Source organism: Candidatus Accumulibacter contiguus, assembly GCF_036625285.1.
Lineage (GTDB): Bacteria > Pseudomonadota > Gammaproteobacteria > Burkholderiales > Rhodocyclaceae > Accumulibacter > Accumulibacter contiguus.
On the sequence record NZ_JAZKUC010000001.1, the window covers coordinates 3377481 to 3402771 of the forward strand.

Sequence of the window (25291 nt, forward strand, 5' to 3'; positions counted from 1 at the left end):
CAATCCGCTTAAAATTGTTCCCATATTTGTGCCCATGGTGGCGCTGCTTCATGGGCACAAAAAGGGGGTGAGACATGGCGCTGACCGATACCAGGCTGAAGAATCTCAAGCCGGGCGACAAGGCGTATCAGGAATCGGACGGCGGCGGGCTGTTCGTCGAAGTCATGCCCGGCGGTTCAAAAGTTTGGCGTATCCGCTACCGCCTTGCCGGGAAGCAGGAGAAGCTGACCCTTGGCGAGTACCCCGCCTATTCGCTGGCCAATACCCGGCAATGGCGCGAGGCTTGTACGACGCTGGCGCAACGTGGGCTATCGTCGATGGCTTTGAAGCGTGGCGATCAGATCCCCGACGACACGCTGCCGGAAGTCACAGCACTGGCAAGCGCCTTCCTCGAGAAATGGTGTTCGCAAACGGTGGCGAGGGTGAAGGCCCAAGAGATCGAAGCCAAGGAAGCCAACACGGTGGAAGCCTTCGCCTGGCGATGGTTCGCCGAAGTTGCCGAACCTGCCAACAGCACCCCACGCAACATCAAGCGCGTCCTGGAAAAGGATGTGCTGCCGGCGATTGGCACGAAGCAGATCGTCGACGTGACCGTCGATGACGTGCTGAAGATTACCGACGCCATCAAGGCGCGCGGCGCTGATCAGATGGCGCTGCAAACCCGCAACGTGCTGAAGCGCCTGTTTGCCTATGCCATCGCAAGGCAGAAGGTGACGTTCAACCCGGCGGCGGTGGAAGCGAAATTCATCGCCAGTGCCAGAAGCCGAGATGTGGCGCTGTCGTCGGATGAAATCGGCCGGCTGCTGCGGTCGATCTACCAATCGTCCATGAAGCGGGCGCTGCACCTTCTCATTCTGTGCATGGTCAGGAAGGGCGAACTGATTGAAGCGCGGTGGGAAGAAATCGACTTCGCCAAGGCGGAATGGTCGATCCCTGGCGAACGGATGAAAAAGGACAAGCCGCACTTGGTGTCGTTGTCTCGCCAAGCCATGGCGATGTTCGAGGAACTGAAGGCGCTGGCAAGCGGTTCAGAGTGGATTTTTCCGAGTCGCGGCGACCTGCATCAACCAATTGCCCACAGTACGCTGAATGTGGCCGTGCGGGCATTGGAAATCGACGTGCGGGACTTCGTGATTCATGACTTCCGCCGGACTGCCTCAACGCACTTGCACGAGGCCGGCTTCAATTCGGACTGGATAGAGAAGGCCCTGGCCCACGAAACCAAGGGCATCCGAGGCGTCTACAACCGGGCGCAGTACGCCGACCAACGGCGGGAAATGCTGCAATGGTGGGCTGACTTCGTGGACAGCCAGATCGAGGAAGGGCGGAAAGTGATCATTGGCCGCTTCGGGAAGGCATACCGGGCGGCATGAAAGCCGGGTGCCGTGCGTGGCGGAATGCAGCCCTGACGCATGACCAGCAAAGCCCAGCCGTAGCAAGGCTTGGCGGCGAGAGGTAAAAATAACTTTCGCAAAGGGGGGCTAGACAGGCACGCGGGTTTCTGGCAGGATAAGTGGAGGACAACAGGTCTGAGCTTGAGCCGGAGGATCCGTGATGGAGGTCATGAGTACGAGGAGTTGGGTGCACTGTGGTCGCGAGTTCAGCGCCGCGGAGATTGCTGATCTGTGTGCGACAGTGGCATGGCTGCCGGGATTGCCGCGGCAGGAGTTGGCGGCAACGCTGTGCGAACATCTGGCTTGGTTCACCCTATCGGGAACACCGAAGATCCACGCCTGCCTGGAGTTCCTGGAGCGCTTGCAGACGGCCGGGTTGCTGGTACTGCCGCCCTTGCGGGCGGCGCGGCCCGTCCGTCCGGCCGCCCTCGCGCCAGCGGTGGAGGCGATTGACGAAGCACCGATTGACGGTCCGTTGCTGGCGCTCGGCCCGGTGCGCCTGGAGATCGTACGCGAGACGACCGGGGTGGCGCAGTGGGATGCGCTGGTGGCGCGCTGGCACCCGCTGGGTTTCCAGGGGGCGTTCGGTTACCGGCTGCGCTACTTCATCACGGCGGGCGACCGGCGGCTGGGCTGCGTCCTGCTGTCGGGCGCTGCCCGGGCGGTGGCCGTGCGCGACCGCTGGATCGGCTGGACGGCGCCGGCCCGCCGCGAGAACGTGGCGCGGGTGGTGAACAACAGCCGCTTCCTGATCTTTCCGCACGTCCGCGTACCGCATCTGGCCAGCCATGTGCTCGGGCAACTCGCGCGCCGCACACGCGCGGACTGGCTCGATCACTGGGGCTTCGAGCCTTGGTTGCTGGAGACCTTCGTCGATCCGCGTCACCATGCCGGCACCTGCTACCGTGCCGCCGGCTGGCAGTGGCTTGGGGAGACCAGCGGGCGCGGGCTGGCCCGCCCCGGCCAGTCGTATCACAGCACACCCCGCCAGGTGTGGGTCAAACCGCTGACCTCGGATTATTGCGACCGACTGTGCGCCGTGCCGGGGAGCACAAGGTCATGAGCAAACCCTGCCGTCGCCCGGCACGCGCCGCCATCCAGGAGCTGCGCTCAGAAAAGAAACGGCAGGAGAAAGCGCTGAACGCGAAACTGCGCGCGACGGGACAAGTTCCCCACTCCGCCGCTTCTTTGCCCAACCGAGGCTCGGCCTTGGCGACCGTCGACGAGGAACAGGAGGCCCGCGAGGACGCCGTGAGCAAACAGATGCGTCTTCTGCGCAAAGAGCTGCCCACCTTGCTCGCCCGACGGGAACCAATTCCCGACCCGAGAGACCCCAGGAAGCGCCGGCACAAGCTGACCTCGCTGCTGCTTTACGGCTTGCTGATGTTCGTCTTTCCGTTCTCCTCCCGGCGCGAGACCCACCGCGAACTATCCCGTCCGCAGTTCATGGCCAACCTCCAACTGCTATTCCCGGAGATTGATACCCTGCCACACACCGACACCCTGTTTCGGCTGCTGCGCGACATCGACCTGGAGCACCTCGAACAGGCCCACATCGATCTGGTCAAGCCGATCCGGCTACTGCTCGACGGACTCTACGCCAACGGGCCGGTGATGCAGTGCTGCCGTGACTACCACTGGCCGTTCATGATCGTGCTCCAGGACCAGGATTTGTCCACCGTCTGGCAGGAGTTCAACGCCCTGCATGCCCTGAAGCCGCAGATCCGCCAGCAACCCTGGGGAAAACGCCGACAGCACTTCACCTGGGTCAACGACATCGACTATGCCTTCGGTTCGAACGGACGTCCGCATCTCAAGCTGCACGTCGTGGTCTGTGAGGAAAGCTGGGCGCGGATCGACGAACAGGCCAGGACAGTCACCGAGACATCGCGCCACGCCTGGCTCTCCCGCCAGCCGCTCAGCCAAGACCATGTCCATGAGCGCTGCAACCTCGGTGCCCGCCATCGCTGGGGCATCGAAGCGGGCTTCCTTGTCGAGAAGCACCAGGGCTACCACTACGAGCATGCTTTTGCCCTCGACTGGAATGCCATGCAGGGCGATCACCTCCTCATGCGCCTGGCGCATGGGTTCAATACCCTGGCACGGTTCACCCGGCAGTTACGCCGCCTGTATCAAGAACTCGGTGTGCGCGGCGCCATTGCCTTCATCCGCAACTCCTGCGCCGCCCCCTGGCTCGATCCTGTGCGGATGCGTGTGCTCCTCGCCGAGCCGTTCCTGCTGCAACTCGAATAACCTTGTCCGGGCCTGCCCAAGACCGCTTCCCAAGCGCGGCGCACACCGCGCCGGGGAAGGCTCGCCTGGTGATCCTACCGGAGATCCCACACCCTCTTGCATCCCACTGACTAAGGTGATTTCCGCAAATTGCCGTACCAAGAGTCATGGTGTTAGGCCGGGCTCATGGCCAGAAAAACAAGCCGCTGCGGTAGTTGTTCGGGATCTTGATTCCCGGAAATAACCTAAACCCCCACCCACTGCGCCGCAAGCGCTCCCTGACCGCTAGCCAACCGCCATCTGACCGCCTCAGCGGCGAAAGCGGGCGTTACCGGCAAACGGGCTCGATTCGGCCGGGTCATGCATCAGGGCTGTTGTTCGGGCGTGATGGTATCGCCAATGTGACATTGTCCCTATAATTTCCCCATACGCGATCCGTTGCTTCAGCGGGTTTCTGCTTCTCGGAACAACTGACCCATGACCAACCCTGATGGAAAAGCCTCGTTTAGCCTGCATATCGAGGGCGGCATCCAGAATGGTGATGCTGTCCCGGCCGCCGTGTTGGCGCAGATTCTCAGTGGTTCTCAGCGCGCGTTCGAGCTTATCGGAACGTACGTCGAGGGGCGAACGATCCGTGAGCGTGCAAGGATTTCTGCTGCGACCCGGAGCCGTTTTCAATTGGTATGCCGCCTACCGGAGCCAGGTTGCTACGCCGTTCCGGTCGAATTAGGCGGCAAAGACCTTCTGGCCGAGCATATCGCGGCGGCCCTTGATGCTTTCCGCAAGATGATCGAGGGGATTACACGACGCGATACGGCGCGAATCAGCGCCGCATTGCCAGACCAAGGGCTACGTCACCGCGTACTGGAAGCGATAAGAGGTATGACCCCCCGCGCTGATGACAAGTGGAGCCTCACGCTATGGGATGCAGCGGGTGTCGAGTTCGGGGATCTGAACATTGAAAGCGAAGCAGTCATTCGAGAGGCGATTGTGCCGATCGAGGAACGAGAAGCTTCGCAGGTCGTAACCGGTCAGCTCACCAATATCAATTTCACCCATCGGATCGTCACGATCATTTACCCCCCGACCAAGCGCGAGATGGAGTGCGTCTACGACGATGCAGTTGAGGAGTTGTTGATCGAAAACCGGCGCGGACTGATTCAGGTCACGGGCCGAGTCGTCTTGGATGATGCAGGCGCACCGAAAAAAATCATCGACGTCAACGATATCCGGGACTTGGACTTGTCGCCGCTGGGAGTCGATACGGTCAGAGTGGGCGATCTGATGCTCAAAGCAACACGGGGCATTACGCTGGAGCCGGCGACCGACGAGACGCAGCAACTCATTTGCGTGTCTAATCGCGAATTGGGTATCGACGCCTTTGCGCGCACCCGCGAGGTGCTGGTCGGCGAACTGAATGAGCAGATCGGCATGCTATGGCAGGAATACGCGCTGGCTGCCGACGATACGCTCGACGGCGAGGCAATCAAGATGAAACAAGCGTTGCTCGCCGCGTTCAGCGAGGTGGCCCATGGCGCGTAAGCCAAACGATGTGGAAAGAAGCCTGGAGAAAAAAGGCTTTCAACGCAAAGAAGGTGATCACCATTATTTCAACTACTACACCAAGGCGGGCAAGAAAACGCAGGTGTTCACCAAGACCAGCCACGGTGTCAAGGAACTCGACGACAGCTTGCTGGGCATGATGTCCCGCCAATGCAAGCTCAGCCGGCAAGACTTTGACCGGCTCATCGACTGCCCGCTGGATCGCGATAGCTACGAGCGCAAGCTGATCGAGGTCGGAGTCGTGGAGGCTCCTCCGGTCGCCTGAGTTGCTCCGCAACCCCCTGATCGTTCTTCCCCGACGGATCTTCCCCCAGCCAGCAAGCGCAGTTATGCTGTAACTATCGGTTTTTGTTAAAAAAATAGCCGATGCCGCAAAAGCGGCGCCTGCCTACGCGGCGAGCTTGTCGGCTTTGGCCTTGAGCGGGAAGGACAGACCGATGGCGCTGAGGATTTTGGCCTGTTGATCGTCCGGGCGTGGCAGATGCGTGTGACGCTGACCGTTGCGGTCGGTGGTGTAGAGATAGGTCAATCGTCCGAGGGCCACCAGGGCGTCGTCCGGGGTGATGGCGGCGGGGTCGTCTTCGGTGCTGCCGAAGGTCTGCCGCAGAGCCGCTTCAAACCGCCGCGTGATTTTTAAGGCCAGCATCGCCACGAAGACATGCGCCTTGGTCCGCTCGGCCTTGCGCAGGAAGATCGGGCGAATTTCCAGAAAGGTGGTTTTCACGGTGCGGAAGTTGCGCTCGACTTTTTGCAGATCGCGATAACGCGCATCGACCGTCTTCGCGTCCATCAAGGTGAGCGGCACATTGGTTTCCAGCAGATAGCAGCCGTCGAGCAGAGCGTCTTGCTCTTTGGCCTCCTCGTCGATGGTACAGACAATGACGCGTTCTTTCAGCGTCAGGGTGACAAACGCGCTGAGCTTGTGGCTCTTGGTCCAGCGCTGCAAGGCGGCCAGGCCTGCTGCCGCGCTGGCGCGCTTGGAGTCCTTGACGAAGGCATTACGTTCGGCGACCTTCGCTTGCAACTGCGCCAGCTTGTCCTCCCGCCGACGCTCCTCGCGCACCCGCACAGTCTCGTTGCGGCGCACGATCAGGCGTTTATCGTTGTGCTCCACCTCGCACAGATGCGCATCGAAGAGATCCGTCTGCAGCACCCCCTCCTTGAGGAAGGTGCGTATCTGCGCGTCCGTCAACGCCGTGATATAACGGAAGCCCTGTACCGACAGCGCGGCTTTCCCCTTGGCCTTGATCATTCCCCGATCGCCGACCATCACCACCTCGGCAATGCCGAATTGTTCCTTCAGGATCGTGATCTGGCTGGCCACCGTCGTCGGGTCCGCGGTATTCCCTTCGAAGACCCGCACGGCCAGAGGCTCCCCGTCCTCCGCGGTCAACAAACCGATGACGATTTGCGGCTTGCCGCGCTTGCCGTCGCGGTTGTAACCATATTGCCCCAGCTCGTTGCATTCCCCTTCAAAGTAGCTCGAAGTGACGTCGTAAAGCACCAGCACGGGCGGTTGGCCCTGCGCCTTGACATAGGCCTGGTAAAGCTCCCGCTCGATGCGTTCCTGCTGGCTCGCCAGCCAGTCCAGCGCGGCATAGAGGTCGTCCTCATCGAACGCCTCCACCGCCAACACATCGGCCACCGTGTGCTGTTTCGCCCAGCGTACCGCCGACAACCGCGAGCCACCATGCGCGATACGCGCGAGAATCAGGAACAGGTTGAGCTTGCTTTCCGCAGCGCTGCCCAGCACCCGCGTGAGGCCCACCTGGTCGGCCAACTGCTTGAGGGCAAACAGCACCCCAAAAATCTCGCCGCTGGTCATCTCTCCCGACCAGTCGTCGAATTCGCCCTTCACCAGACGTTCCATGGCGACGATTCGTTCCGGTGCCCAGTTCGTCAGATTGGCGATGGTTCGTGTGCAGACTTTGCCTCCCTCGCGATAGGACTCGCGAAGCAGGATGGCCGGCCTGGACTTTCGGTTGGGGACGCGGGCGATGTACATGCCGACAATAATAGCCAATAGCACATTGTTTGTAAATAGCTATTATTATATTTACATGCCTACATTTTTGCCGATTTTCTGGTTTCTTGCCATGAATCAACGACTTACCTCAAGGGCTCCGGGAAGGTCCGCCCGATTGTTCAATTCGCTGAACTGTCGTAAAAAGCCAATGTACAAACGCAGATTTCTTCACTGCGCCATCATTGTCGTTGCCTGCGTGCCGGCCCTAGCGGCCGCGGTGCCCACCTACACGGCCATCGATTTGGGCACACTTGGTGGCGCGCACGCTGGCGCCAGCGCCATCAACGATAGCGGGCAAATCGCAGGAGGCTCGACCACGAATAGCGGCAACTATCACGCCTATATATATTCCGGAGGTGTAATGACCGACCTAGGTGCCTTGGGAGGCAATGAGAGCATAGCTCTTGGCATTAACAATGCCGGGGAAGTTACAGGAGGGTCGTTCTACAACACTTCTCGCGGCGACAACCACGACTTCTTGTATTCGATCGGCATAATGACTGACCTGGGTACTTTAGGTGGGACGAATAGTGTCGCGTACGACATCAACGACCTCGGACAAATAACAGGCATGGCAAGTACCCCTGACGATGCCCGGATGAACACCTTCCTGTATTCTGATGGCATCATGACGAGTCTAGGCGACCTCATGTGCTGCAGCGGTAGGCCTAATTTTGGCATAGGCATAAATAACAGCAGCCAGATTGTAGCGGAAACGCACAGCCTCTACCGATCCTATCTCCTTACTCCAGTACCTGATGCGGCTGTTCCTGAGCCTGGCAGCCTACTTCTCCTTGCCACGGCGCTCGGCGGTGTCTTCGGGCTTCGGCGGAAGGAGAATTGCTGACACCAAGATGGAGGGCCGCTGTTGTTGTGTCTTGGCGCATTGCGAGATGTGCCGCGCATCGTCAATCTTGCCGCTGCCGGCGCTTACCTCGCTGACGACCTGAAGAGCTATTGCGGCAGCGAGCACGAAAGCATGTTGCGGAAGCTGCAGGAGATCGAGATTCTTCCGCCAGATCGAAGGCCGATTGATTGAGGCCAGAACCAGACCCGGACGTGCGCCGGGTTTTTCCTTGTTGCAGACCGTCGCCAATCGCAGGGGCCAATCTGGCGCGAGCGCTCAGGATCGGGCTGAATTCCAGCCGTCTGGTGTCGCGCAGGGGGACAACCTCAAAGTTTGTTGGCGATCAAGGCCTGGCGGTGATCTCCGGGCCTTGTTGCTTTTGGGCAAGCATAAAGCTGGCGACTTGCCACTACCTCGTAGACTCAAACAAAGATGTGCCATAATCATGACTTCCGCATGCGGATCAAGCGGATGCGATCTTGCATTCTGCAAAGCGGCCTGATGAATTGCCCGGCAATGAGGCAAAGCGCAAGCGATCAGGTCTTGGAGGAGTGAATAGTTTGCTTGTCAATGGAGGGATATCCCGTGAACAGTCTACTAAAGCTTTCCAGCCTGATCGATGGACTCACCGAACGGATCGGCAAGAGCATCATCTGGCTGGTCCTGGTCGTTACCCTGATCGGCGCCGGCAATGCGGTCATGCGTTACTCCATCAACTACAGTTCGAACGCCTTTCTCGAGATCCAGTGGTACCTGTTTTCGGCGATTTTTCTCTTTGGCGCGGGCTACACGCTGAAGCGCAACGAGCATGTGCGCATTGACCTCATTGCCGGCCGCCTGTCGAGAAGAGGCCAGGCGTGGATCGACATTTTCGGCATCATTTTTTTCCTGCTGCCGATGGCGATTGCCGTCATGTATCTGTCCTGGCCGATCTTTCTGCTCGCGCTGCACAACAACGAACAGTCGAGCAATGCCGGTGGTCTGGCGGTCTGGCCGGTGCGCCTGCTGGTGCCGATCGGCTTCTTCCTGCTGGTGATTCAGGGCCTCTCCGAGTTGATCAAAAGAATCGGCTTTCTGCTGGGAAAGTGCTCCGACCCGACCGCCAAGACGCACCAACCAACGCCTGAAGAAGAACTGGCGCTGGCCATCAAGGCCCAGAAGGGAGAACTGTGATGACCGAGTTCCTGATCGCCAACATGGCGCCGATCATTTTCGCTTCGATGGTCCTTTTCCTGCTCGTCGGTTTTCCGGTGTCCTTCGCGCTGGCGGCCAACGGCATTTTCTTTGGCTTGGTCGGCATCGAACTCGGTCTGCTCGGGCCGCAGCTGTTCCAGGCATTGCCGGATCGCATCTTCGGCATCATGAACAACGATACCTTGCTGGCGATCCCATTCTTCACCTTCATGGGCCTGATCCTCGAGAGATCGGGAATGGCCGAGGATCTTCTCGACACCATCGGCCAGCTTTTTGGACCGCTGCGTGGCGGCCTGGCTCTCGCGGTGATCTTCGTCGGCGCGCTGCTCGCGGCGACGACCGGCGTCGTCGCCGCCTCGGTGATCTCGATGGGTCTGATCTCGCTGCCGATCATGCTGCGCTACGGCTATGACAAGAAACTCGCCTCCGGCGTCATTGCCGCTTCCGGAACGCTGGCGCAGATCATTCCCCCCTCGCTGGTGCTGATCATCATGGCCGACCAGTTGGGCAAGTCGGTGGGCGACATGTACAAGGGCGCTTTCCTGCCGGGCATGACGCTGACCGCCTTCTACGTCGGCTATGTCGTGCTGGTGGCGATCTTCAGACCGCGCTGGATGCCGGCCCTGCCGCTCGAAGCGCGGACCTTGCGCGGCGGCAAGCTGCTGCTGCGCGTGCTGACGACGCTGGTACCGCCGCTGCTGCTGATCTTCCTGGTGCTCGGCACGATCTTTCTGGGTATCGCGACGCCGACCGAGGGCGGTGCGATGGGTGCGACCGGCGCCCTGATCATGGCGCTGGCACGCCGGCGCCTGTCGTGGAAGCTGCTCAGGCAGGCGATGGATACAACCGCCAAACTGACCACCTTCGTGGTCTTCATCCTGGTCGGCGCACGCGTCTTCTCGCTGACCTTCTACGGGGTCGATGGCCACAAATGGGTCGAGCACCTGCTCACCGGCCTGCCAGGTGGCGAAGTCGGTTTCCTGATCATTGTCAACATACTGGTTTTCCTGCTCGCCTTCTTCCTCGACTTCTTTGAACTTTCGTTCATCGTCGTGCCGCTGCTGGGTCCGGTTGCGCAGGCGCTCGGCATCGATCTGATCTGGTTTGGCGTTCTGCTGGCGGTCAACATGCAGACTTCGTTCATGCACCCGCCATTCGGCTTTGCGCTCTTCTACCTGCGCTCGGTGGCGCCGGCGTCGGTCAAGACCACCGATATCTACTGGGGAGCGATACCCTTCGTCTGCATCCAGATCATCATGGTCGGAATCCTCATCTTCTTTCCGCAACTCGTCACTTTCGGTCTCGATCAGGAGGAGAAGGTCGATCTCGATTCGGTACAGATCGAGATGCCAACGTCCGATTACGGCGCGCCCTCTACGCCACCGGGTTTCGAGAGCCCGAAAGAGGCTTCCCCTGCCGCTTCGGAAGATGCCGCCAGCAAGGCCGTGCGCGATGCGATGAAGCAGGATCAGACGAAGTAACTGTTGTCGCCTCTCGGCGAATGCTCGACGGCCGGAGATCGTCGAGCGGCCTCGCGGGTGATGGGCCCATGAAAAAGGAACGGCGGCGTCGGCCTCCGTTCCTTTTACTGCGCAGTAGCGGCAGCAACCGACTGCCGCAGGCTTCGCTCGATACGTCTAGCGCTTGCTGTACATGTAGCTGGAGTATGCACCTTCGGCGATGCGATGCCAGAGGTTCTGGTCGTCCATGAACTTCTTGTAGTCGTCATAGACCTTCTTGAACTGGGCGTTCGTCGCCGAGGTCTCGGCGTACAGTTCCATCGCAGCCTTGTAGCAGGCGTCCATGACTTCTTTCGGGAACTGCTTCAACTGTGTTCCCGAACCCACGAGCTGCTTGAGCGCAGTTGGGTTCTTCGAGTCGTACTTGGCGACCATGTCGACGTGCGCGTCGGCACAGGCGAGTTGTAGAATGGTCTGGTATTCCTTGGGCAGTTCAGCCCACTTCTTGAGGCTGACATAGGCGGACACTTGCGGGCCGCCTTCCCACCAGCCGGGGTAATAATAGAACTTGGCCACCTTGTTGAATCCGAGCTTCTGGTCATCATAGGGGCCGATCCATTCGGCCGCGTCGATGGTGCCCTTTTCGAGTGCCGGATAGATGTCGCCACCGGGGATCTGCTGCGGAACGGCACCCAGCTTGCTGAGCACGGCACCGGCGAAGCCACCGATGCGGATCTTCAGGCCCTTGAGGTCGGCCGCCGTCTTGATCTCCTTGCGATACCAGCCACCCATCTGTGTGGTGGTGTTGCCACAGGGGATGGTCATGATGTTCGACTTGGCAAACACTTCGCCGAGCAGTTTGCTGCCATTACCGTAACGCATCCAGGCGTCCATCTGGCGGTTGGTCATCCCGAAGGGAACGGCCGTCTCCAGGGCGTAGGTCGGATCCTTGCCGAAAAAATAATAGGAAACCGTGTGTCCCATTTCGACGGTACCGTCCTTGACGGCATCGAACACCGCCGGCCCGGGAACGATTTCGCCGCCGGCAAAAACCTGAATCTGGAACTTGCCGCCAGTCGCTTCGGCAACCCGCTTGGCCATGTGCTCGGCACCTCCGTAAATGGTATCGAGGCTCTTCGGGAAGCTTGAAGCCAGGCGCCACTTGACCGTCGGGGCGTTCTGGGCAATCGCCGGCATGGCCATCGTACCGACCGCAAGGCCAGCACCCGCATTCTTCAAAAAGGAACGTCTTTCCACAATTTGTCTCCTATAGGTTCTTGTGTTCTTGTAAACGAGTCGCCCAACGATTATAGCGAAAGCAGTCGTGCATGGAACAAACCTTGCCTGACGGCCAGGACTTTTCCAGGCACATCCGATTCATGAAAGTCAAGACCGTCTCCCTCCCTTGCCGGAATCCCTCGATGGGCACGGAGCATGCTCCGCGAAACCCCGCCTTCGCCTCCGCGAGAGGGGAGATTCGTCAGTCGCCAGCCACCTTCATCTTCTCGATCAGCAGCGAACCCACCTGCTTCGAACCGCGCACCAGAACGTCGTTGCCGACCGCCGCGACGTTTCGGAACATGTCGCGAAGATTGCCGGCAATGGTGATTCCTTCCACTGGATGTACGATCTCGCCACCTTCGATCCAGTAACCGGCTGCGCCGCGCGAATAATCACCGGTCACATAGTTGACACCCTGACCGAGCAACTCGGTGACCAGCAATCCGCGCCCCATTTTCCTGAGCAGGCCCTGCAGACCACGTTTCCCCGGATGGACGATCAGGTTGTGGCAGCCGCCGGCATTGCCGGTGCTCTGCATTCCCAGCTTGCGCGCGCTGTAGGCGCTCAGGAAGTAGCCCTGCAGCCGGCCATCAACCAGCACTTCGCGGTCATGCGTTGCGACCCCGTCGCTATCGAAATAGCTGCTCGCCAGGCCGCGTGGCAGATGCGGTCGCTCGCTGATCTGCATTTTCCTCGAAAAGATGCGCTTGCCGAGACTGTCGACCAGGAAGGAGGTCTTCCGGTACAGGCTGCCACCGCTGACCGCATGCACGAAGCTGCCGATCAGCGAAGATGCGAGGGGCGCTTCGAAAACGACCGGTACCCGGCAGGTTTTGACCTTGCGCGCAGCGAGTCGTGACACGGCTCGCTGCGCGGCGATCTCGCCAATCGACTCGGGAGAGCCAATTGCCGAGGGGTCGCGGGCAGTCGAATACCAGTCGTCACGCTGCATGTTTTCGTTCTTGCCGGCGATCACCGAGCACGAAAGATAATGCCGCGAACTCGGGTAGCCGCCCATGAAACCCAGGCTGTTGGCCGAAATGAACTGCCCTTCCTGGATCGACACGGTAGCACCTTCCGAGTTGCTGATCTGCGGGCTGACCGCAAATGCCGCCTGTTCGCAACGCCGGGCAAGTTCGACGGCAGCCTCGACCGAGAGCAGCCAGGGATGGTAGAGATCGAGATCCGGTAGGCTGCCGGTGTCGATGGCCAGCAACTCCAGGTCGGGCAGGCCTGCACAGGGGTCGGCGGCAGTAAAGCGGGCGATGTTCAGCGCCGCGTCGACAGTCTCGCGCCAGGCCGTTGGAGAAAAGTCGGAAGTGCTCGCCTGCCCTTTCCGCTGACCCAGGTAGACCGAGACTGCAATTCCCTTGTCACGGTTGTATTCGATGGTCTCGACCTCACCGCAGCGCACCGTCACCGACTGACCAAAACCAACCGAGACGTCGACCTCGCAGGCGCTGGCTCCCTGCTTGCCGGCATAAACCAGGACATCTTGTGCCAATTGCTGGAGAACTTCGAGACGGTGACTGAAGCGTGATTCGCTAGGAGCAATGGAACTTGAACGGGGCATGGGGGCGATCGCCAGAGGCAAAAACCGTTATCATAGCAGTTCCCCGAAAGGCGCCGCTTGCCGCATTGCAAGCCTTCCCGGTTTTCCCCCTGCCACAGCGAAAGGCACGTCGTAAGCCGATGAGCACCCCTGAAGAAGTGCCAGCACCGCCATCGAAAACGCAGCGCAAACGGGCCATGGAAGAACTCCAGGCGCTCGGCGAGGAACTCGTCGAACTGGCTGCTGATCGGCTCAAGAAAATCGCGCTCCCGGAGGGTCTGCTCGCCGCCGTCCGTGAAGCCCGGCGCATGTCCCGACACGACGATGCGCGGCGCCGCCAACTGCAGTATATTGGCCGCCTGATGCGCGATGTGGATCCTGCGCCGATCCGCCATGCCTTGGCGGTAGTGCGTGGCGAATCAGCCGAAGAAACCGGCAAACTGCACCGCCTCGAACGTCTGCGCGCCGAGTTGCTGGCGGATGAGAAGGTTATCTACAGCATCGCCAGCACGTCGCCGTCGATCGACCTGCAGCGTCTGCGTTCGCTGCGCCGCGCCGCACTGCTTGAGCAGGCACAGGGCAAGCCACCGCGCAGCTACCGCGCCATCTTTCAACTCCTCAAAGAACTCCAGGAAGGCGATACTACTGTCGACGACAACGATGAACATGAACCCCGATGAAGAACTGCGGATCGGCCTGTTGTCGATCAGTGACCGCGCCTCGCAAGGTGTCTATGAGGACCAGGGCATCCCGGCGTTGCGCGAATGGTTTGCCAACGCCTTGCGCAGCCCCTGGCGAATGGAAACCCGCCTGATTGCCGATGACCAGGCGATGATCGAAAAGACGCTGATCGAACTGGTCGATACGGTCGGCTGCCAGCTGGTGCTGACCACCGGTGGCACCGGCCCGGCTGCGCGCGACGTTACGCCGGAAGCCACCCTGGCCGTCGCCGACAAGGTGATGCCGGGCTTCGGTGAAGAAATGCGGCGCATCAGCCTCAACTTCGTGCCGACCGCCATCCTCTCGCGTCAAGTCGGGGTGATCCGTGGCCAGGCACTGATCCTCAACCTACCGGGGCAGCCGAAATCGATCCGGGAAACCCTGGAAGGGGTCAAGGCTGCCGACGGTACGGTGCTGGCGAACGGCATCTTCGCTGCGGTCCCCTACTGCATCGACCTGATCGGCGGTCCTTATATCGAGACGTTCGACGCGGTGATCAAGGCCTTCCGGCCAAAATCCGCACGCCGGCCGGGACCGGCGGTCTGAGGCTTGGCCCGTTTGCCGTGGCAAGCCCTTTCATTCCTTTGAATCTTGCTGACCGGCTGTGCCGGATCATCCAGGCAGTTCGGTCGTGCATCAAGCGAGTCGTCTGACCCCTGCCCCAACCCCCTCCGCTGTCGCAACCCATATGTACATCACACCCAAGCGCTGTGCGCGCTGCCGATACGAGCGCCTGGCAAGCGATACTGCGCCCGACTGGCAATGCCCTGCCTGTGGCGTTGCCTACAACAAGGCCGAAGACGCCCTCAACGTTCGGCCGGTCGGCGTTCGGGTCGTACCGCCGTCGCGACGCAGCAAGCGCTTCGTGTGCTTCGCGATCGCCCTGATCGTCATCGGCGGTCTCTATGCCGTGCAGCACCGGCAGCATGCCCCTGCCGCCCGCATTGCGACCGCCCAGCCGGAAGTCCTCATGTATGCAACCAGCTGGTGCGGATACTGTGCCAAGGCGCGAGCATTCTTTGCCCAGCACGGTATCTCCTACGTCGAAATCGATGTCGAGCGCGATGCGCGTGCGGAACACCTCAACAGGCTGCTTGGCGGCGGCGGTATCCCGACGATCCTGGTCGGCAAGGACGAGTTGGTGCATGGCTTCGACGAGCAGGCGCTCTCCCGATTGCTCGGTCCCTGGATGCGCTAGCCGCGATTGGCGGACGCGACTTTCACATTAAGGCGCTAGAATTGCCGTTTTGCAACGCTTGGCGGTGATCTCATGGAGCAAACCCCGCTACCGCCACCCCAGCCCTTTCCCGAGGCTGACGAAACCCTAGCGCCACCGCCGCTCGCACGCTCCTTGCGGCTGCCGCTGTATCTGGCGCTGGCCTACCTCGTGCTGATCATCTACGCGAGCCTCTATCCCTTCACCAACTGGCGCGACCTCGGTGTATCGCCGCTGGAGTTTCTTTCCTCAACCTGGCCGCGTTACTGGACGGTATTCGACCTGCTGGTCAATCTCGTCGCCTACCTGCCGCTCGGCTTTTTGCTGGCGCTGGCAATGCGCCGGCTGCCAGGCGGGCGCTGGACCGCAAGCATCGTCGCACTGCTGCTCGGCAGCCTATTGAGCCTGGCCATGGAATGCCTGCAGAACTGGTTGCCGTCGCGCGTGCCGTCGAACCTTGATCTGGGGTGCAACGCCAGCGGCACCGCCATTGGCGCGCTCATTGCGTTCTCCAGGGGTCAGCAAATCTTCCGGCGCATCGGCCAGGTTCAGCAGGCCCTGCTGGCACCGATAGATCACCTCGACCTCGGTCTGGTGCTGCTCGGCACCTGGCTGTTGACGCAACTCTCGCCGGAAACCTTGCTGTTCGCCACCGGTGACCTGCGCAGTGTGTTCGAACTGACGCCGGCGGTTCCCTACGCGGCGCACTCGTTCTTCGTTCTCGAAGCCGGCGTCATCGCTCTCAACAGCATCGTCATCGGCCTATTTGCGCGCACGCTGCTGGCCGATCAGGCAGCACCGCATCTCGCCCTGCTCGCCTTTTTCGTACTTGCCCTGGCGATCAGGACACTCGCCGCCGCGGTCCTGGTCGCTCCGCAGGACGCTTTCGCCTGGCTGACACCAGGCGCCGAACTCGGACTGCTGATCGGGGGCGTGCTGCTCTCGCTGCTGCTGCTGCTGCCAGCGCCAATCCGCATCGTGCTGGCTGGCGTGGCGCTGATGGCCGGCACCGCGCTGGTCAATCTGACGCCGGCCAACCCCTACTCGGAAGCAGCGCTGGCAACCTGGCGACAAGGGCACTTCCTCAACTTCAACGGTCTTACCCGCTGGGTTGCCAGTTTCTGGCCCTTCGTCGCCCTGCCCTATCTGACGATGGTCGTCCGCGACCTGTAGCACCGCTCAGTCGTCGCCCGAATGGCGGCGCGCACGCAACTGCCGTTCCCAGGCAGCGAGTTCCGGAGCGCGTCGATCCAGGTCGGCCGTCAGGCGCGTTTCGAGCTGCTCGAGCAGCGCCAGATCCTCGGAGCTAGCGGCTTGCGGGCAGATGCACTGCAGATGCAGCACCAGATCGCCGACCGCGGCACCCTGCCGGTGCGGAAAACCCAGGCCGGGCAGACGCTGTTCAATCGAGCGCTGCGGCGGCAGTTCGAAGCTGGTCGTGCCGCGCAGGGTCGGCACCTCGACATGGCCACCGCAGAGCAGCCGGAAGATGCTCACCGGTAACTGACAATGCAGGTCATGGCCATCGAGAACGAACAGCGGATGTGCGGCCAGGCTGATCTCGAGGTAGAGGTCGCCGGCAATGGTCTGGCCGGGGGCCAGTGGCGCCTGCCGGGCCAGGCGCAGACGCTCGCCGTCGCGCAGACCCGCCGGCACGCGCACCGCCAGCGTTCGCCATTCCTGGCGCCAGCCACTGCCCGAGCAGTCCGTGCAGACCGTCTCGCGCAGGTAACCGCGCCCGCCGCATCCTTCGCACACACTCGTTCCGCCGCCTTTGCGTGCAACCCGACCGCAGCCGCTGCAACGGGGACAAGGCAGCGAATGCTTGTGCTGCAGCCGGCCACTGCCACGGCAGCTCGCGCAGCGAACGCGGTGCAGCAGTTCGATGTTCTTCTGGCAACCCTCTGCCGCCTCCTCGAGCGTCAGCGTCAGGTATTGCGTCTGATCTTCGGCGACCGGCCCGGCGGCGGTTGTGCTGCGCTCCCTGCTCGTTGCCGCCAGCCGCCACTCGGCCAGGCTTTGCGGGTCGAGCAGCAGTTCGTATGCGGCCTGCACACGCATGAACTCGCTCACCGCAGCTGCCGAGGGGTTGCGATCCGGGTGCCACTGCATGACCAGCCGACGATACGCGCGCTTGACTTCGTCAAGCGATGCGTCACGGCGTACGCCAAGGATGGCGAAAGGGTCCTCGCTGATACTCATCAATGATCAAAGTAAGGCTGGCGCGCCGCGCGCCAGGGAAGGATGTTGGCGACCGCAGGCACCAGGGCTGTGAGCATTCTACGCGATCAGGGATCAAAGCCCGCAGATCTGTGGGCTGTGTGGTATGCGCGTCCGGCAGCGGCAATAGCAGATTCGGGGTTAATATGAAGGTCGCGTCAGCAACTCCCGACTTTCATGATCGGGGGTGTCTGGAAAAGTCATGACCGTTAGAATCGAGCACCGCAGCCAGCAATCCACCCGAAGGAGCCAGTCTTATGAGCTATTTCAAGCATCATGTATTTTTCTGCTGCAACCAGCGCGCCGAGGGCGAGACCTGCTGCAACAATGCCGGCGCCACCACCGCTCAGACCTACGCCAAGGACCGCATCGGCGAACTGCGCCTCAAGGGCGCCGGCAAGATCCGCATCAACAAGGCCGGCTGCATGGACCGCTGCGACCAGGGACCGGTACTGGTCGTCTATCCGGAAGAGGTGTGGTACAGCTACGTCGACTGCGAAGACATCGAGGAGATCATCCAGGAGCATCTGGTACACGGGCGGGTCGTCGACCGTCTGCGCATCTGAACGGAAGCAGCGCGACATCTGTGAAGGAAAAACGATGAGACCGCAGGCAGAACAACTGCTGATCGACGGACCGGTCGGCAAGATCGACATCACCGTCGAGAATCCCGGCGCGCCGCGCGGCATCGCGCTGATCGCCCACCCGCACCCGCTGTTCGGCGGTGGCAATACCAACAAGGTGGTGCAGACGCTGGCGCGCACCTTCATCCACCTCGACTACGTGGCGCTGCGTCCCAATTTCCGTGGCATCGGCCTGAGCGAGGGAAAACACGACGAAGGCAACGGCGAAAGCCAGGATCTGCTGGCCGTGCTCGCGGAAGCCAAATGTCGCTACGGCAATCTGCCGATCGCGCTCGCCGGTTTCTCCTTCGGCGCCTATGTCGCGACCCGCGTCGCCGAAGCGCTGCTCGCCGCCGGCCATCCGGCACAGCGGCTGGTGCTCGTCGGCACCGCCTCGGGTTTCGTCGAAGGCGCTCGCACTTACCACACCAAGGCCGTCCCGAGAGACACCATAGTCATTCATGGTTCCGAAGACACCACCGTGCCGCTGGCCAACGTCATCGCCTGGGCCAAGCCACTCGACCTGCCGGTAATCGTCGTTCCCGGTGCCGACCACTTCTTTCACCGCCGCCTGCACCTGATCCGCGAAATCGTCAGCCACGCATGGCGGCACTGAGCGGCAAGGGTACCCGCCAGGCACCGTCAGGCGATCCGCCGAACGACCCCACAAACCGGACACCCCTGCATCGAAAACGGCTTCTCCAGCCGGCACTGCGCGAGCAGCGCGTCGTCCCGGAAAAGTTCACGCGTTTCCCCGTCCGCGGCGACTCGCCCGTCGTGGAGAACGACGGTGCGCTCGCAGAGATCCATCACCAGGTCGAGGTCGTGGCTGGCAATGATCCGGGTGTGGCGAAAGTCCTTGAGCAGCGCCATCAGTTGCCGGCGCGCAAAGGGATCGAGGCCGCTGGTCGGTTCGTCCAGGACGAGAATGTCCGGCGACATGGCCAGCACCGTGGCGATGGCGACGCGCTTTTTCTCGCCACCGGAAAGCAGGTACGGTGGCTTGTCGCGCAAGTGCCAGGCGCCGACCAGAGCGAGGGCATCGCGGCTGCGCTCTTCGGCTTCGGCCGGTGGCAAGCCGAGATTGAGCGGTCCGAAGGCGACGTCGTCCAAGACCGTCGGCATGAACAACTGGTCGTCTGGATCCTGGAAGACCATGCCGACGGTGCGTCGTATCTGCGGCAGGGTTGCTCGGGTCAGCGGGAAGTCGCCCACCCGTACCTCGCCCGAGCTGGCGACCAGGCAGCCGTTCAGGTGCAGCAGCAGCGTCGACTTGCCGGCGCCATTGGCACCGATGACGGCAACGCACTCGCCGTGCGTGATGCGGAGCGAAACCTCGCTCAGCGCGGCGGTACCATCCGGATAGACATGGCCAAGGCGCTTCAGCTCGACGAGATGGTGACTCACGGCAGCGCCCGCCCGACCAGCGCGCCAAGAAGCTGCGACGCGTCGTACACACGCAACAGACCGAAGAGGACCAGCCAGCCAGCGACAAAGGCGACTTCGCCGCTACCGAAATTCCCGACCTTCCGGCTGTGGAAATCACCGCGGTAGGCCCTGGCGAGCATCGCCATGTGGATGCGATCTGCGCGCTGCCAGGTTCGCAGCAGGAGAAATCCGATCAGCGAGGCGACGGTCGGCAGGCGCGGCGACCGGCCACACGAGCGCAGTTCCAGCGCGCGGGCGCTGCGCCTGGTGTCCTCGATCAGGACAAAGAGGTAGCGGTAGAGGAACTGCATCTGCATCGCCAGGACCTTCGGCATGCCGAGGCGCTCAAGCGCTTCACAGACCGCAGGGAATCCGGTCACGCCGATGAGAATCAGCGCTGCACTGAGGGTGAGCACGGCACGCACGACGATCGACAGGCAGGAAATCCAGCCGGCGCTGATCGGGATCGACCCCAGCTTGAAAAGCACCTGCTGGTCGAAAAGCGGGTTGAAGAGGCCAATCGCCAGAGCAAAGGGGATGGCCACGGCAACGTTCCTGGCGACATAAGCCGTCGGCAGCTTGCCGAGTGCGGCCAGAACGATCGGAAAAATGAAAAAAGGCAGCAGGGCCGCCACCGTATATCGGTCGAAAGACGCCACGACGACGATGAAGGCTAGCGTCGCCATCACCTTGGCACGTGCATCGAGACGGTGCATGGCGGTATCCGCGCGGGCAAACTGGTCGAGGCGCCGAAAGTTTGCGGCCATGCTCTCGATCGATGCCATGCTGCGCGCTCAGGGGGAAAGCAAAGCGACTGGCGCCTGGCGGTACGCCATCAAGACAAGCCGCCGGCACGCGGCATGCGGTGGACGCGTCTCTTGAGCAGGAAGCCGATCAGGAATGCCAGCAGCAGCGCCAGCAGACCGCCGACGATCCCCGAGACGCTGCTGCCGAGCCGGCTTTCCGGATTGGCATCGCCGTTGCCATCGCTGCCTCCGTTGCCCTGCCCTCCGGCATCGGTCTTCCGGAAAGCGTAATCCGGCAGGATCGCCATCCTCTCCTGAAGCGCGGCCAGTGTCGCGTGCATTCCCTGCTCGGGCCCCTTGAGCTCGGCCTCGCCGCTCACCTGGGCAATCGCCCATTCGAGTCCGTCCGGGTCTTTCGACGCAAACCAGGAAAACAATCCACCGGTCAGCACGGCCCCGGCGAGGAAAGCCAGCAGCAGCTTGCGCAGCGATTGCTGGCCAGGCGTGACCGTTGGCCGGGCTGCTGCACCGATCAATTCTGGCCGCGCACGATGGACAAACGAGACAATCGCGGCCGTCACCACGCCTTCGACGATTCCGATGGCCAGATGAATGGGCTGCATGAACAGCACGAAAGTGGCAAAAGGCAGCGACGAAATCCCCGAGCTGGCCGTCTCGACGACGACCCCGAACGCTCCCAGTTGCAGCCCGACGGTCGCTGCGACGATGGCCGCCACGCTCAGGCGCAACTGGCCTGGCCGCGCACCTGCGATTTTCCGGTAGATCAGGGGGTAGGCAATGAATGCCGGAAAATATCCCAGGTTGAAGAGGTTGCAGCCGAGAGCCAGCAGACCACCGTCGGCAAAGAACAGCGCCTGCACCACCAGTACCGAGGCAATGGTCAGGAAAGCTGCATGCGGCCCGAGCAGAATCGCCAGCAGCAGCCCGCCGCCGAGATGGCCACTCGAACCGGTGCCGGGGATGCTGAAGTTGATCATCTGGGCAGCAAAAAGGAAGGCGCCGAGAACGCCCATCAACGGCACCTTGCGCTCGTCGAGTTCGTCCGTGACCTTTTTCGAACAATAGACAATGATGCCCGCTGATACTGCCCACATCGTGCCGCCGACAGCCGGCGACAACAGTGCATCCGCCATGTGCATTACTTTCTCCCGCTCAATGATCGCGCCTACACAGGAGGATTCTGTCACAAAGCGAAGCGCTGCTGTGGCCGTGGACCTGCGCGGCGCTGCAGAGCGAAGCTCAGCTCGCTGGCGTGCGCTCGAAGAGGGCGATCGATTCGACGTGCGAAGTCTGCGGAAACATATTGACCACGCCGGCGCCGCGCAACCGGTAATGCTTCTGGGCGACGAGAATGCCCGCATCGCGTGCCAGCGTGGCGGGACTGCAGGAAATGTAGACGATTCGCCGCGGGCCGTCCGCATCGAGCGATTTGATCAGTTCGAGAGCACCTTCGCGCGGCGGGTCGATCAGCATCCTGTCAAAGCGGCCGAGCGCCGCCAGGCTGTCCGGAGTGGTCTCGAAGAGGTTGGCGAGGCGATACTCGGCGAGCCTGTCCAGGCCATTCGCCGCAGCGTTCTCGGTGGCGCGGCGAACCAGCTCGGCGCTACCCTCGACTCCCAGAACGCGCGCGCCGGAGCGGGCAATCGGCAGCGTGAAGTTGCCCAGCCCACAGAACATGTCCGCAACGCGCTCGCCCGCTTGCGGGGCCAGGAGGGCCAGCGCACGCCGCACCAGCACGCGGTTGATCGCGTGATTGACCTGGGTGAACTCGGTTGGCGAGAAAGCGTGCTCGACCGCAAAATCGGGGAGCTGGTAGGAGAGTTGCGGCCCGTCGAGCGGATAGAAGCGATAAGCCGTCGCCGGCCCCTGCGGCTGCAGGTAGAAGACCACGGCATGGCGGTCGGCGAAGTCGCGCAGCAGAGACTCGTCCGCCGGATCGAGGCCTTCGAGAATGCGCAGCACCAGCGCAGTCATCCGTTCACCAACAGCCACCTCGATCTGCGGCAGGCGATCCCGGATCGACAGCTCGCCGATCAGTTCGCGCAGCGGCAAGAGCATCGCCGACAGGCGTGGTGGTAGAATTTCGCATTGTTTCATGTCGGCGACGTAGCTGCTTTTCTTCTCGTGGAAGCCGACGAGAACGCCACCCTTCTTCAGCACCAGGCGAACGGAAAGGCGCGCTCGATAGCGGTAGCCCCATGGCTGGCCGTAAATCGGCGTGTAGAGCTGGTCTGCCTTGATGCGGCCGAGGTGCCAGAGATTGTCCTCGAGCAGGCGCTGCTTGGCCGCGACCTGCGCCTGTGGATCGAGATGCTGCATGCTGCAACCGCCGCAGACGCCAAAATGCGGGCAGCGTGGCGTCACCCGCTGCGACGACGATGCCAGCACATGCAGCGTGCGTGCCAGCTCATAGCTGGGTTTCCGGCGATAGCTGGCGTACTCGACGCACTCGCCCGGCAAGGCGCCCTCGACGAAAACCGTTTTGCCGTCAAGACGCGTCACTCCCCGCGCCTCGTGGTCCAGCGACTCAATGATTCCAGTAGGCATGCGACGCTTCCGCAGAGAAAACGAGCGATTCTATCGCGAATGTCTGCTCGGCTCACAGGCCGATAATTGGCGGGTCAGAACTCCAAGGGGTCGACTTCCAGGTGCCAGCGTAGCCGGGATGGCGCCCTGATGGCTTCGAGCTGGGTCACCCAGTGGGCGAGGAAGCGCTGCAAGGCTCGCCGTGATGGCGACTCGACCAGCAACTGTGCACGTTCGAGACTGGCGCGACGGGACAGGCGCATCGGCACCGGATCGTAAAAGATCACTTGTAGATCTTCGTCGGACACCGGCTGGGCACGAGCGCTGGCGAGGAAGCCCAGTGCGTCAGCCATCCGTGGAGATTCCGCACGCAGCATGGCCTGATGGGCATAGGGCGGGAAGCCGGCCTGCTGTCGCTCCTTGAGCTGCATGGCGGCGAAAGCCGGATAGTCATGCCGGATCAGCGCGGCGTAGAGCGGATGTTCGGGAAACTGTGTCTGCAGCAGCACTTCGCCTGGCCGGTCGGCACGGCCGGCGCGCCCGGCCACCTGCATCAACTGTGCGAACAGACGCTCCGGGGCGCGCCAGTCTGCGGCGAACAGGGCGGCATCCGGGGCGATCGCACCGACCAGCGTGAGCTTCGGGAAGTCATGGCCCTTGGCCAGCATCTGCGTGCCAACCAGGATGTCAGCCTCGCCCCCATGGATTCTCGCCAGCAGGACTTCCCATTGTTTGCGGCTGCGCGCCGAATCACGATCGACACGCAGGATGCGTGCCTGTGGGAAGCGCTCTGCAAGGACTGCCTCGATCCGTTGCGTACCGCGACCGAAGGCGCTGAGATCCTGGTTGCCACAGGTCGGGCAAAGCTTTGGGACGCGTGCCTCGAAGCCGCAATGGTGGCAGCGCAGACAGCGGTCGGCGAGATGCAGAACCAGGTTGGCGGCGCAGCGATGGCAATGTGAAGTCCAGCCGCAGGCCGCGCAGGCCAGGACCGGTGCGTAGCCGCGCCGGTTGAGGAAAACCAGACTCTGTTCGGCACGCACCAGACGTTGCTCGATGGCCAGCAGCAGGGCTCCGGAGAGTCCATCCTGCAACTTGTCGAAGCGCGTATCGATACACCGCAGCAGGGGCAGGCAGGCACCCGCGAAGGCCCGCTCCCGCAGCGAAAGAAGCCGATAGCGCCCGCTCCCGTCAACGCCCTGGGCATTGGCCCAACTCTCGAGTGAAGGAGTCGCCGAACCAAGGACAATCAGGATGCCACTATCGTGAGCGCGGAAGACGGCCAGGTCACGCGCCGAATAGCGAATGCCGTCCTGTTGTTTGAACGACGAGTCATGCTCTTCATCGACGATGATCAGGCCAAGCTCGGGCAAGGGTGTGAATACCGCCAGGCGGGTGCCGAGGACGATACGTGCCTCGCCAGTCAGTGCGGCACGCCAGTTGCGGCTACGCGCAGCCTCACCCAACTCGCTGTGCAGGCTGACCAGCCCGGCATTTGGAAAACGAGCCGTGACCCGGGCTTCGAGTTGTGGCGTCAGGTTGATTTCCGGTACCAGCAGGAGCGACTGTTGCCCCACCGCCAGGCAGCGTTCGATCAGGCGGAGATAGACTTCGGTCTTGCCGCTGCCGGTGACGCCGTGCAATAGGTAGGCGCGGGCGTTACCTGCAGCTATCGACGTCAGCACAGCTTCCTGTTCGCAGGTCAGCAGCGGCGCTGGCTGCGCCGGCACGTCCACGATGCGCTGCCGAAGCGGCCGAGGTTTCGGTGGTGCCAGCGCGCGTAGTCCGGCCGGCAGGGTAGACAGCATCACCTGCCCAAGCGGCGCGTGATAATAGGCCGCGCAAAACTTGGTCAGGCGAAACCAGGCGGCGGGCAATGGCGGCAGCTCGCGAAGAATGCTTTCGATCGGTTTGAGCTGTGCAAGCGGAATGTCCGTATCGGTAGCCAACTCAACGAGGATACCGATCTTGTGGCGTTGACCGAAGGGTACACGAACCCGACAGCCGATGTCCGCCACCGACATCCGCTCTCCCTCGGGAACCCGGTAGTCGAAGAATCGGCGAAGCGGCACGTCTAGGGCGACGCGGGCAATCTGCATGCGGAAGATCCGATCCGGGAAACGCGTTTGCGAGCTAAGGCATTCAGTTATCTCGGCTTTCCAGCCTATACACAGATCTGTGGATAACTCTGTGGATCAGCTTGCCGAAAAGTGGCGCAAAGGCCCTGTTCACAAGGGTTTCC

The 25291-nt window shown here is 62.0% G+C and carries 24 protein-coding genes; 15 read left to right on the forward strand and 9 right to left on the reverse strand.

The features are described from left to right. The first annotated feature begins 74 nt into the window (after window positions 1-74). The 5 genes from V5B59_RS16075 to V5B59_RS16095 all read left to right on the forward strand — a co-directional run bounded on the left by V5B59_RS16075 (window position 75) and on the right by V5B59_RS16095 (window position 5454). On the forward strand, window positions 75-1373 hold the full coding sequence (locus tag V5B59_RS16075) for a tyrosine-type recombinase/integrase (RefSeq protein WP_169070312.1): 1299 nt from the start codon (window positions 75-77) through the stop codon (window positions 1371-1373). A gap of 190 nt (window positions 1374-1563) precedes the next feature. Further along, window positions 1564-2457, forward strand: a complete 894-nt coding sequence (locus tag V5B59_RS16080; protein ID WP_169070311.1) for a DUF4338 domain-containing protein — start codon at window positions 1564-1566, stop codon at window positions 2455-2457. Then, the gene (locus V5B59_RS16085; RefSeq protein WP_169070310.1) at window positions 2454-3647 is read left to right on the forward strand and encodes a transposase family protein; all 1194 of its coding nucleotides are present in this window, start codon (window positions 2454-2456) and stop codon (window positions 3645-3647) included. The genes V5B59_RS16080 and V5B59_RS16085 overlap by 4 nt, the downstream gene beginning before the upstream one ends. A gap of 456 nt (window positions 3648-4103) precedes the next feature. Next, on the forward strand, window positions 4104-5168 hold the full coding sequence (locus V5B59_RS16090; protein WP_034917929.1) for a hypothetical protein: 1065 nt from the start codon (window positions 4104-4106) through the stop codon (window positions 5166-5168). Then, the gene (locus V5B59_RS16095; protein ID WP_034917925.1) at window positions 5158-5454 is read left to right on the forward strand and encodes a type II toxin-antitoxin system HicA family toxin; all 297 of its coding nucleotides are present in this window, start codon (window positions 5158-5160) and stop codon (window positions 5452-5454) included. The genes V5B59_RS16090 and V5B59_RS16095 overlap by 11 nt, the downstream gene beginning before the upstream one ends. A gap of 123 nt (window positions 5455-5577) precedes the next feature. On the opposite strand, the gene V5B59_RS16100 is transcribed toward V5B59_RS16095, so the two are convergent. Continuing rightward, window positions 5578-7194 (reverse strand): IS1634 family transposase, encoded by a 1617-nt coding sequence (locus V5B59_RS16100; protein WP_332351692.1) that lies wholly within the window; start codon window positions 7192-7194, stop codon window positions 5578-5580. Between V5B59_RS16100 and V5B59_RS16105 the strand changes: the two genes are divergently transcribed. The 4 genes from V5B59_RS16105 (at window position 7187) to V5B59_RS16120 (ending at window position 10737) form a co-directional block, all read left to right on the forward strand. Further along, a complete protein-coding gene (locus V5B59_RS16105) occupies window positions 7187-8062 on the forward strand; it encodes an HAF repeat-containing PEP-CTERM protein (protein ID WP_169070742.1) in 876 nt (291 codons plus the stop codon). The genes V5B59_RS16100 and V5B59_RS16105 overlap by 8 nt on opposite strands. Before the next feature lie 24 nt (window positions 8063-8086). Then, complete coding sequence (locus tag V5B59_RS16110; protein WP_288129359.1) at window positions 8087-8254, forward strand: hypothetical protein; 168 nt, start codon at window positions 8087-8089, stop codon at window positions 8252-8254. A 393-nt stretch (window positions 8255-8647) separates the two neighbouring features. Then, entirely contained in the window at window positions 8648-9235 is a 588-nt protein-coding gene (locus tag V5B59_RS16115) for a TRAP transporter small permease subunit (RefSeq protein WP_288129357.1), read from the forward strand. Further along, window positions 9235-10737, forward strand: a complete 1503-nt coding sequence (locus V5B59_RS16120; protein WP_169070744.1) for a TRAP transporter large permease — start codon at window positions 9235-9237, stop codon at window positions 10735-10737. The genes V5B59_RS16115 and V5B59_RS16120 overlap by 1 nt, the downstream gene beginning before the upstream one ends. Window positions 10738-10893: 156 nt before the next feature. Here V5B59_RS16120 and V5B59_RS16125 read toward each other — a convergent pair whose 3' ends face one another. Further along, entirely contained in the window at window positions 10894-11973 is a 1080-nt protein-coding gene (locus tag V5B59_RS16125; protein WP_034920187.1) for a TRAP transporter substrate-binding protein, read from the reverse strand. 223 nt (window positions 11974-12196) lie between these two features. Further along, window positions 12197-13570 carry a metalloprotease PmbA gene (pmbA, locus tag V5B59_RS16130; protein ID WP_169070745.1) on the reverse strand — a complete coding sequence of 458 codons (1374 nt, stop codon included), beginning with the start codon at window positions 13568-13570 and terminating at the stop codon, window positions 12197-12199. A 119-nt stretch (window positions 13571-13689) separates the two neighbouring features. Here pmbA and yjgA point away from each other — a divergent pair, with 119 nt between their 5' ends. From yjgA to V5B59_RS16150, 4 genes are all read left to right on the forward strand, one after another. Beyond that, on the forward strand, window positions 13690-14229 hold the full coding sequence (gene yjgA / locus V5B59_RS16135; protein WP_169070746.1) for a ribosome biogenesis factor YjgA: 540 nt from the start codon (window positions 13690-13692) through the stop codon (window positions 14227-14229). Continuing rightward, window positions 14216-14815, forward strand: a complete 600-nt coding sequence (gene mog, locus V5B59_RS16140; RefSeq protein WP_372703686.1) for a molybdopterin adenylyltransferase — start codon at window positions 14216-14218, stop codon at window positions 14813-14815. The genes yjgA and mog overlap by 14 nt, the downstream gene beginning before the upstream one ends. A gap of 142 nt (window positions 14816-14957) precedes the next feature. Continuing rightward, on the forward strand, window positions 14958-15467 hold the full coding sequence (locus V5B59_RS16145) for a glutaredoxin family protein (protein WP_169070748.1): 510 nt from the start codon (window positions 14958-14960) through the stop codon (window positions 15465-15467). Between the two features lie 72 nt (window positions 15468-15539). Then, a complete protein-coding gene (locus V5B59_RS16150) occupies window positions 15540-16658 on the forward strand; it encodes a VanZ family protein (RefSeq protein ID WP_169070749.1) in 1119 nt (372 codons plus the stop codon). Between the two features lie 6 nt (window positions 16659-16664). Here the strand turns inward: V5B59_RS16150 and V5B59_RS16155 are convergent, their stop codons facing one another. Further along, the gene (locus V5B59_RS16155) at window positions 16665-17687 is read right to left on the reverse strand and encodes a DnaJ C-terminal domain-containing protein (RefSeq protein ID WP_169070750.1); all 1023 of its coding nucleotides are present in this window, start codon (window positions 17685-17687) and stop codon (window positions 16665-16667) included. A gap of 275 nt (window positions 17688-17962) precedes the next feature. Here V5B59_RS16155 and V5B59_RS16160 point away from each other — a divergent pair, with 275 nt between their 5' ends. Both V5B59_RS16160 and V5B59_RS16165 read left to right on the forward strand, forming a co-directional pair. Continuing rightward, window positions 17963-18271, forward strand: coding sequence for a (2Fe-2S) ferredoxin domain-containing protein (locus V5B59_RS16160; RefSeq protein WP_169070751.1), 309 nt, complete (start codon window positions 17963-17965; stop codon window positions 18269-18271). A 34-nt stretch (window positions 18272-18305) separates the two neighbouring features. Beyond that, a complete protein-coding gene (locus tag V5B59_RS16165; protein ID WP_034910539.1) occupies window positions 18306-18944 on the forward strand; it encodes an alpha/beta hydrolase in 639 nt (212 codons plus the stop codon). Window positions 18945-18970: 26 nt separating this feature from the next. Here the strand turns inward: V5B59_RS16165 and V5B59_RS16170 are convergent, their stop codons facing one another. From V5B59_RS16170 to V5B59_RS16190, 5 genes are all read right to left on the reverse strand, one after another. Beyond that, the gene (locus tag V5B59_RS16170) at window positions 18971-19735 is read right to left on the reverse strand and encodes an energy-coupling factor ABC transporter ATP-binding protein (protein WP_169070752.1); all 765 of its coding nucleotides are present in this window, start codon (window positions 19733-19735) and stop codon (window positions 18971-18973) included. Beyond that, entirely contained in the window at window positions 19732-20541 is an 810-nt protein-coding gene (cbiQ, locus tag V5B59_RS16175) for a cobalt ECF transporter T component CbiQ (RefSeq protein WP_169070753.1), read from the reverse strand. Before cbiQ ends, V5B59_RS16170 begins: the two co-directional genes overlap by 4 nt. A 50-nt stretch (window positions 20542-20591) precedes the next feature. Then, window positions 20592-21662: an energy-coupling factor ABC transporter permease gene (locus V5B59_RS16180; RefSeq protein ID WP_169070754.1), complete on the reverse strand. Its 1071-nt coding sequence runs from the start codon at window positions 21660-21662 to the stop codon at window positions 20592-20594. Between the two features lie 100 nt (window positions 21663-21762). Next, on the reverse strand, window positions 21763-23070 hold the full coding sequence (gene rlmD / locus V5B59_RS16185; RefSeq protein WP_169070755.1) for a 23S rRNA (uracil(1939)-C(5))-methyltransferase RlmD: 1308 nt from the start codon (window positions 23068-23070) through the stop codon (window positions 21763-21765). 74 nt (window positions 23071-23144) lie between these two features. Continuing rightward, window positions 23145-25148: a primosomal protein N' gene (locus V5B59_RS16190; protein ID WP_169070756.1), complete on the reverse strand. Its 2004-nt coding sequence runs from the start codon at window positions 25146-25148 to the stop codon at window positions 23145-23147. Between the last annotated feature and the right edge of the window lie 143 nt (window positions 25149-25291).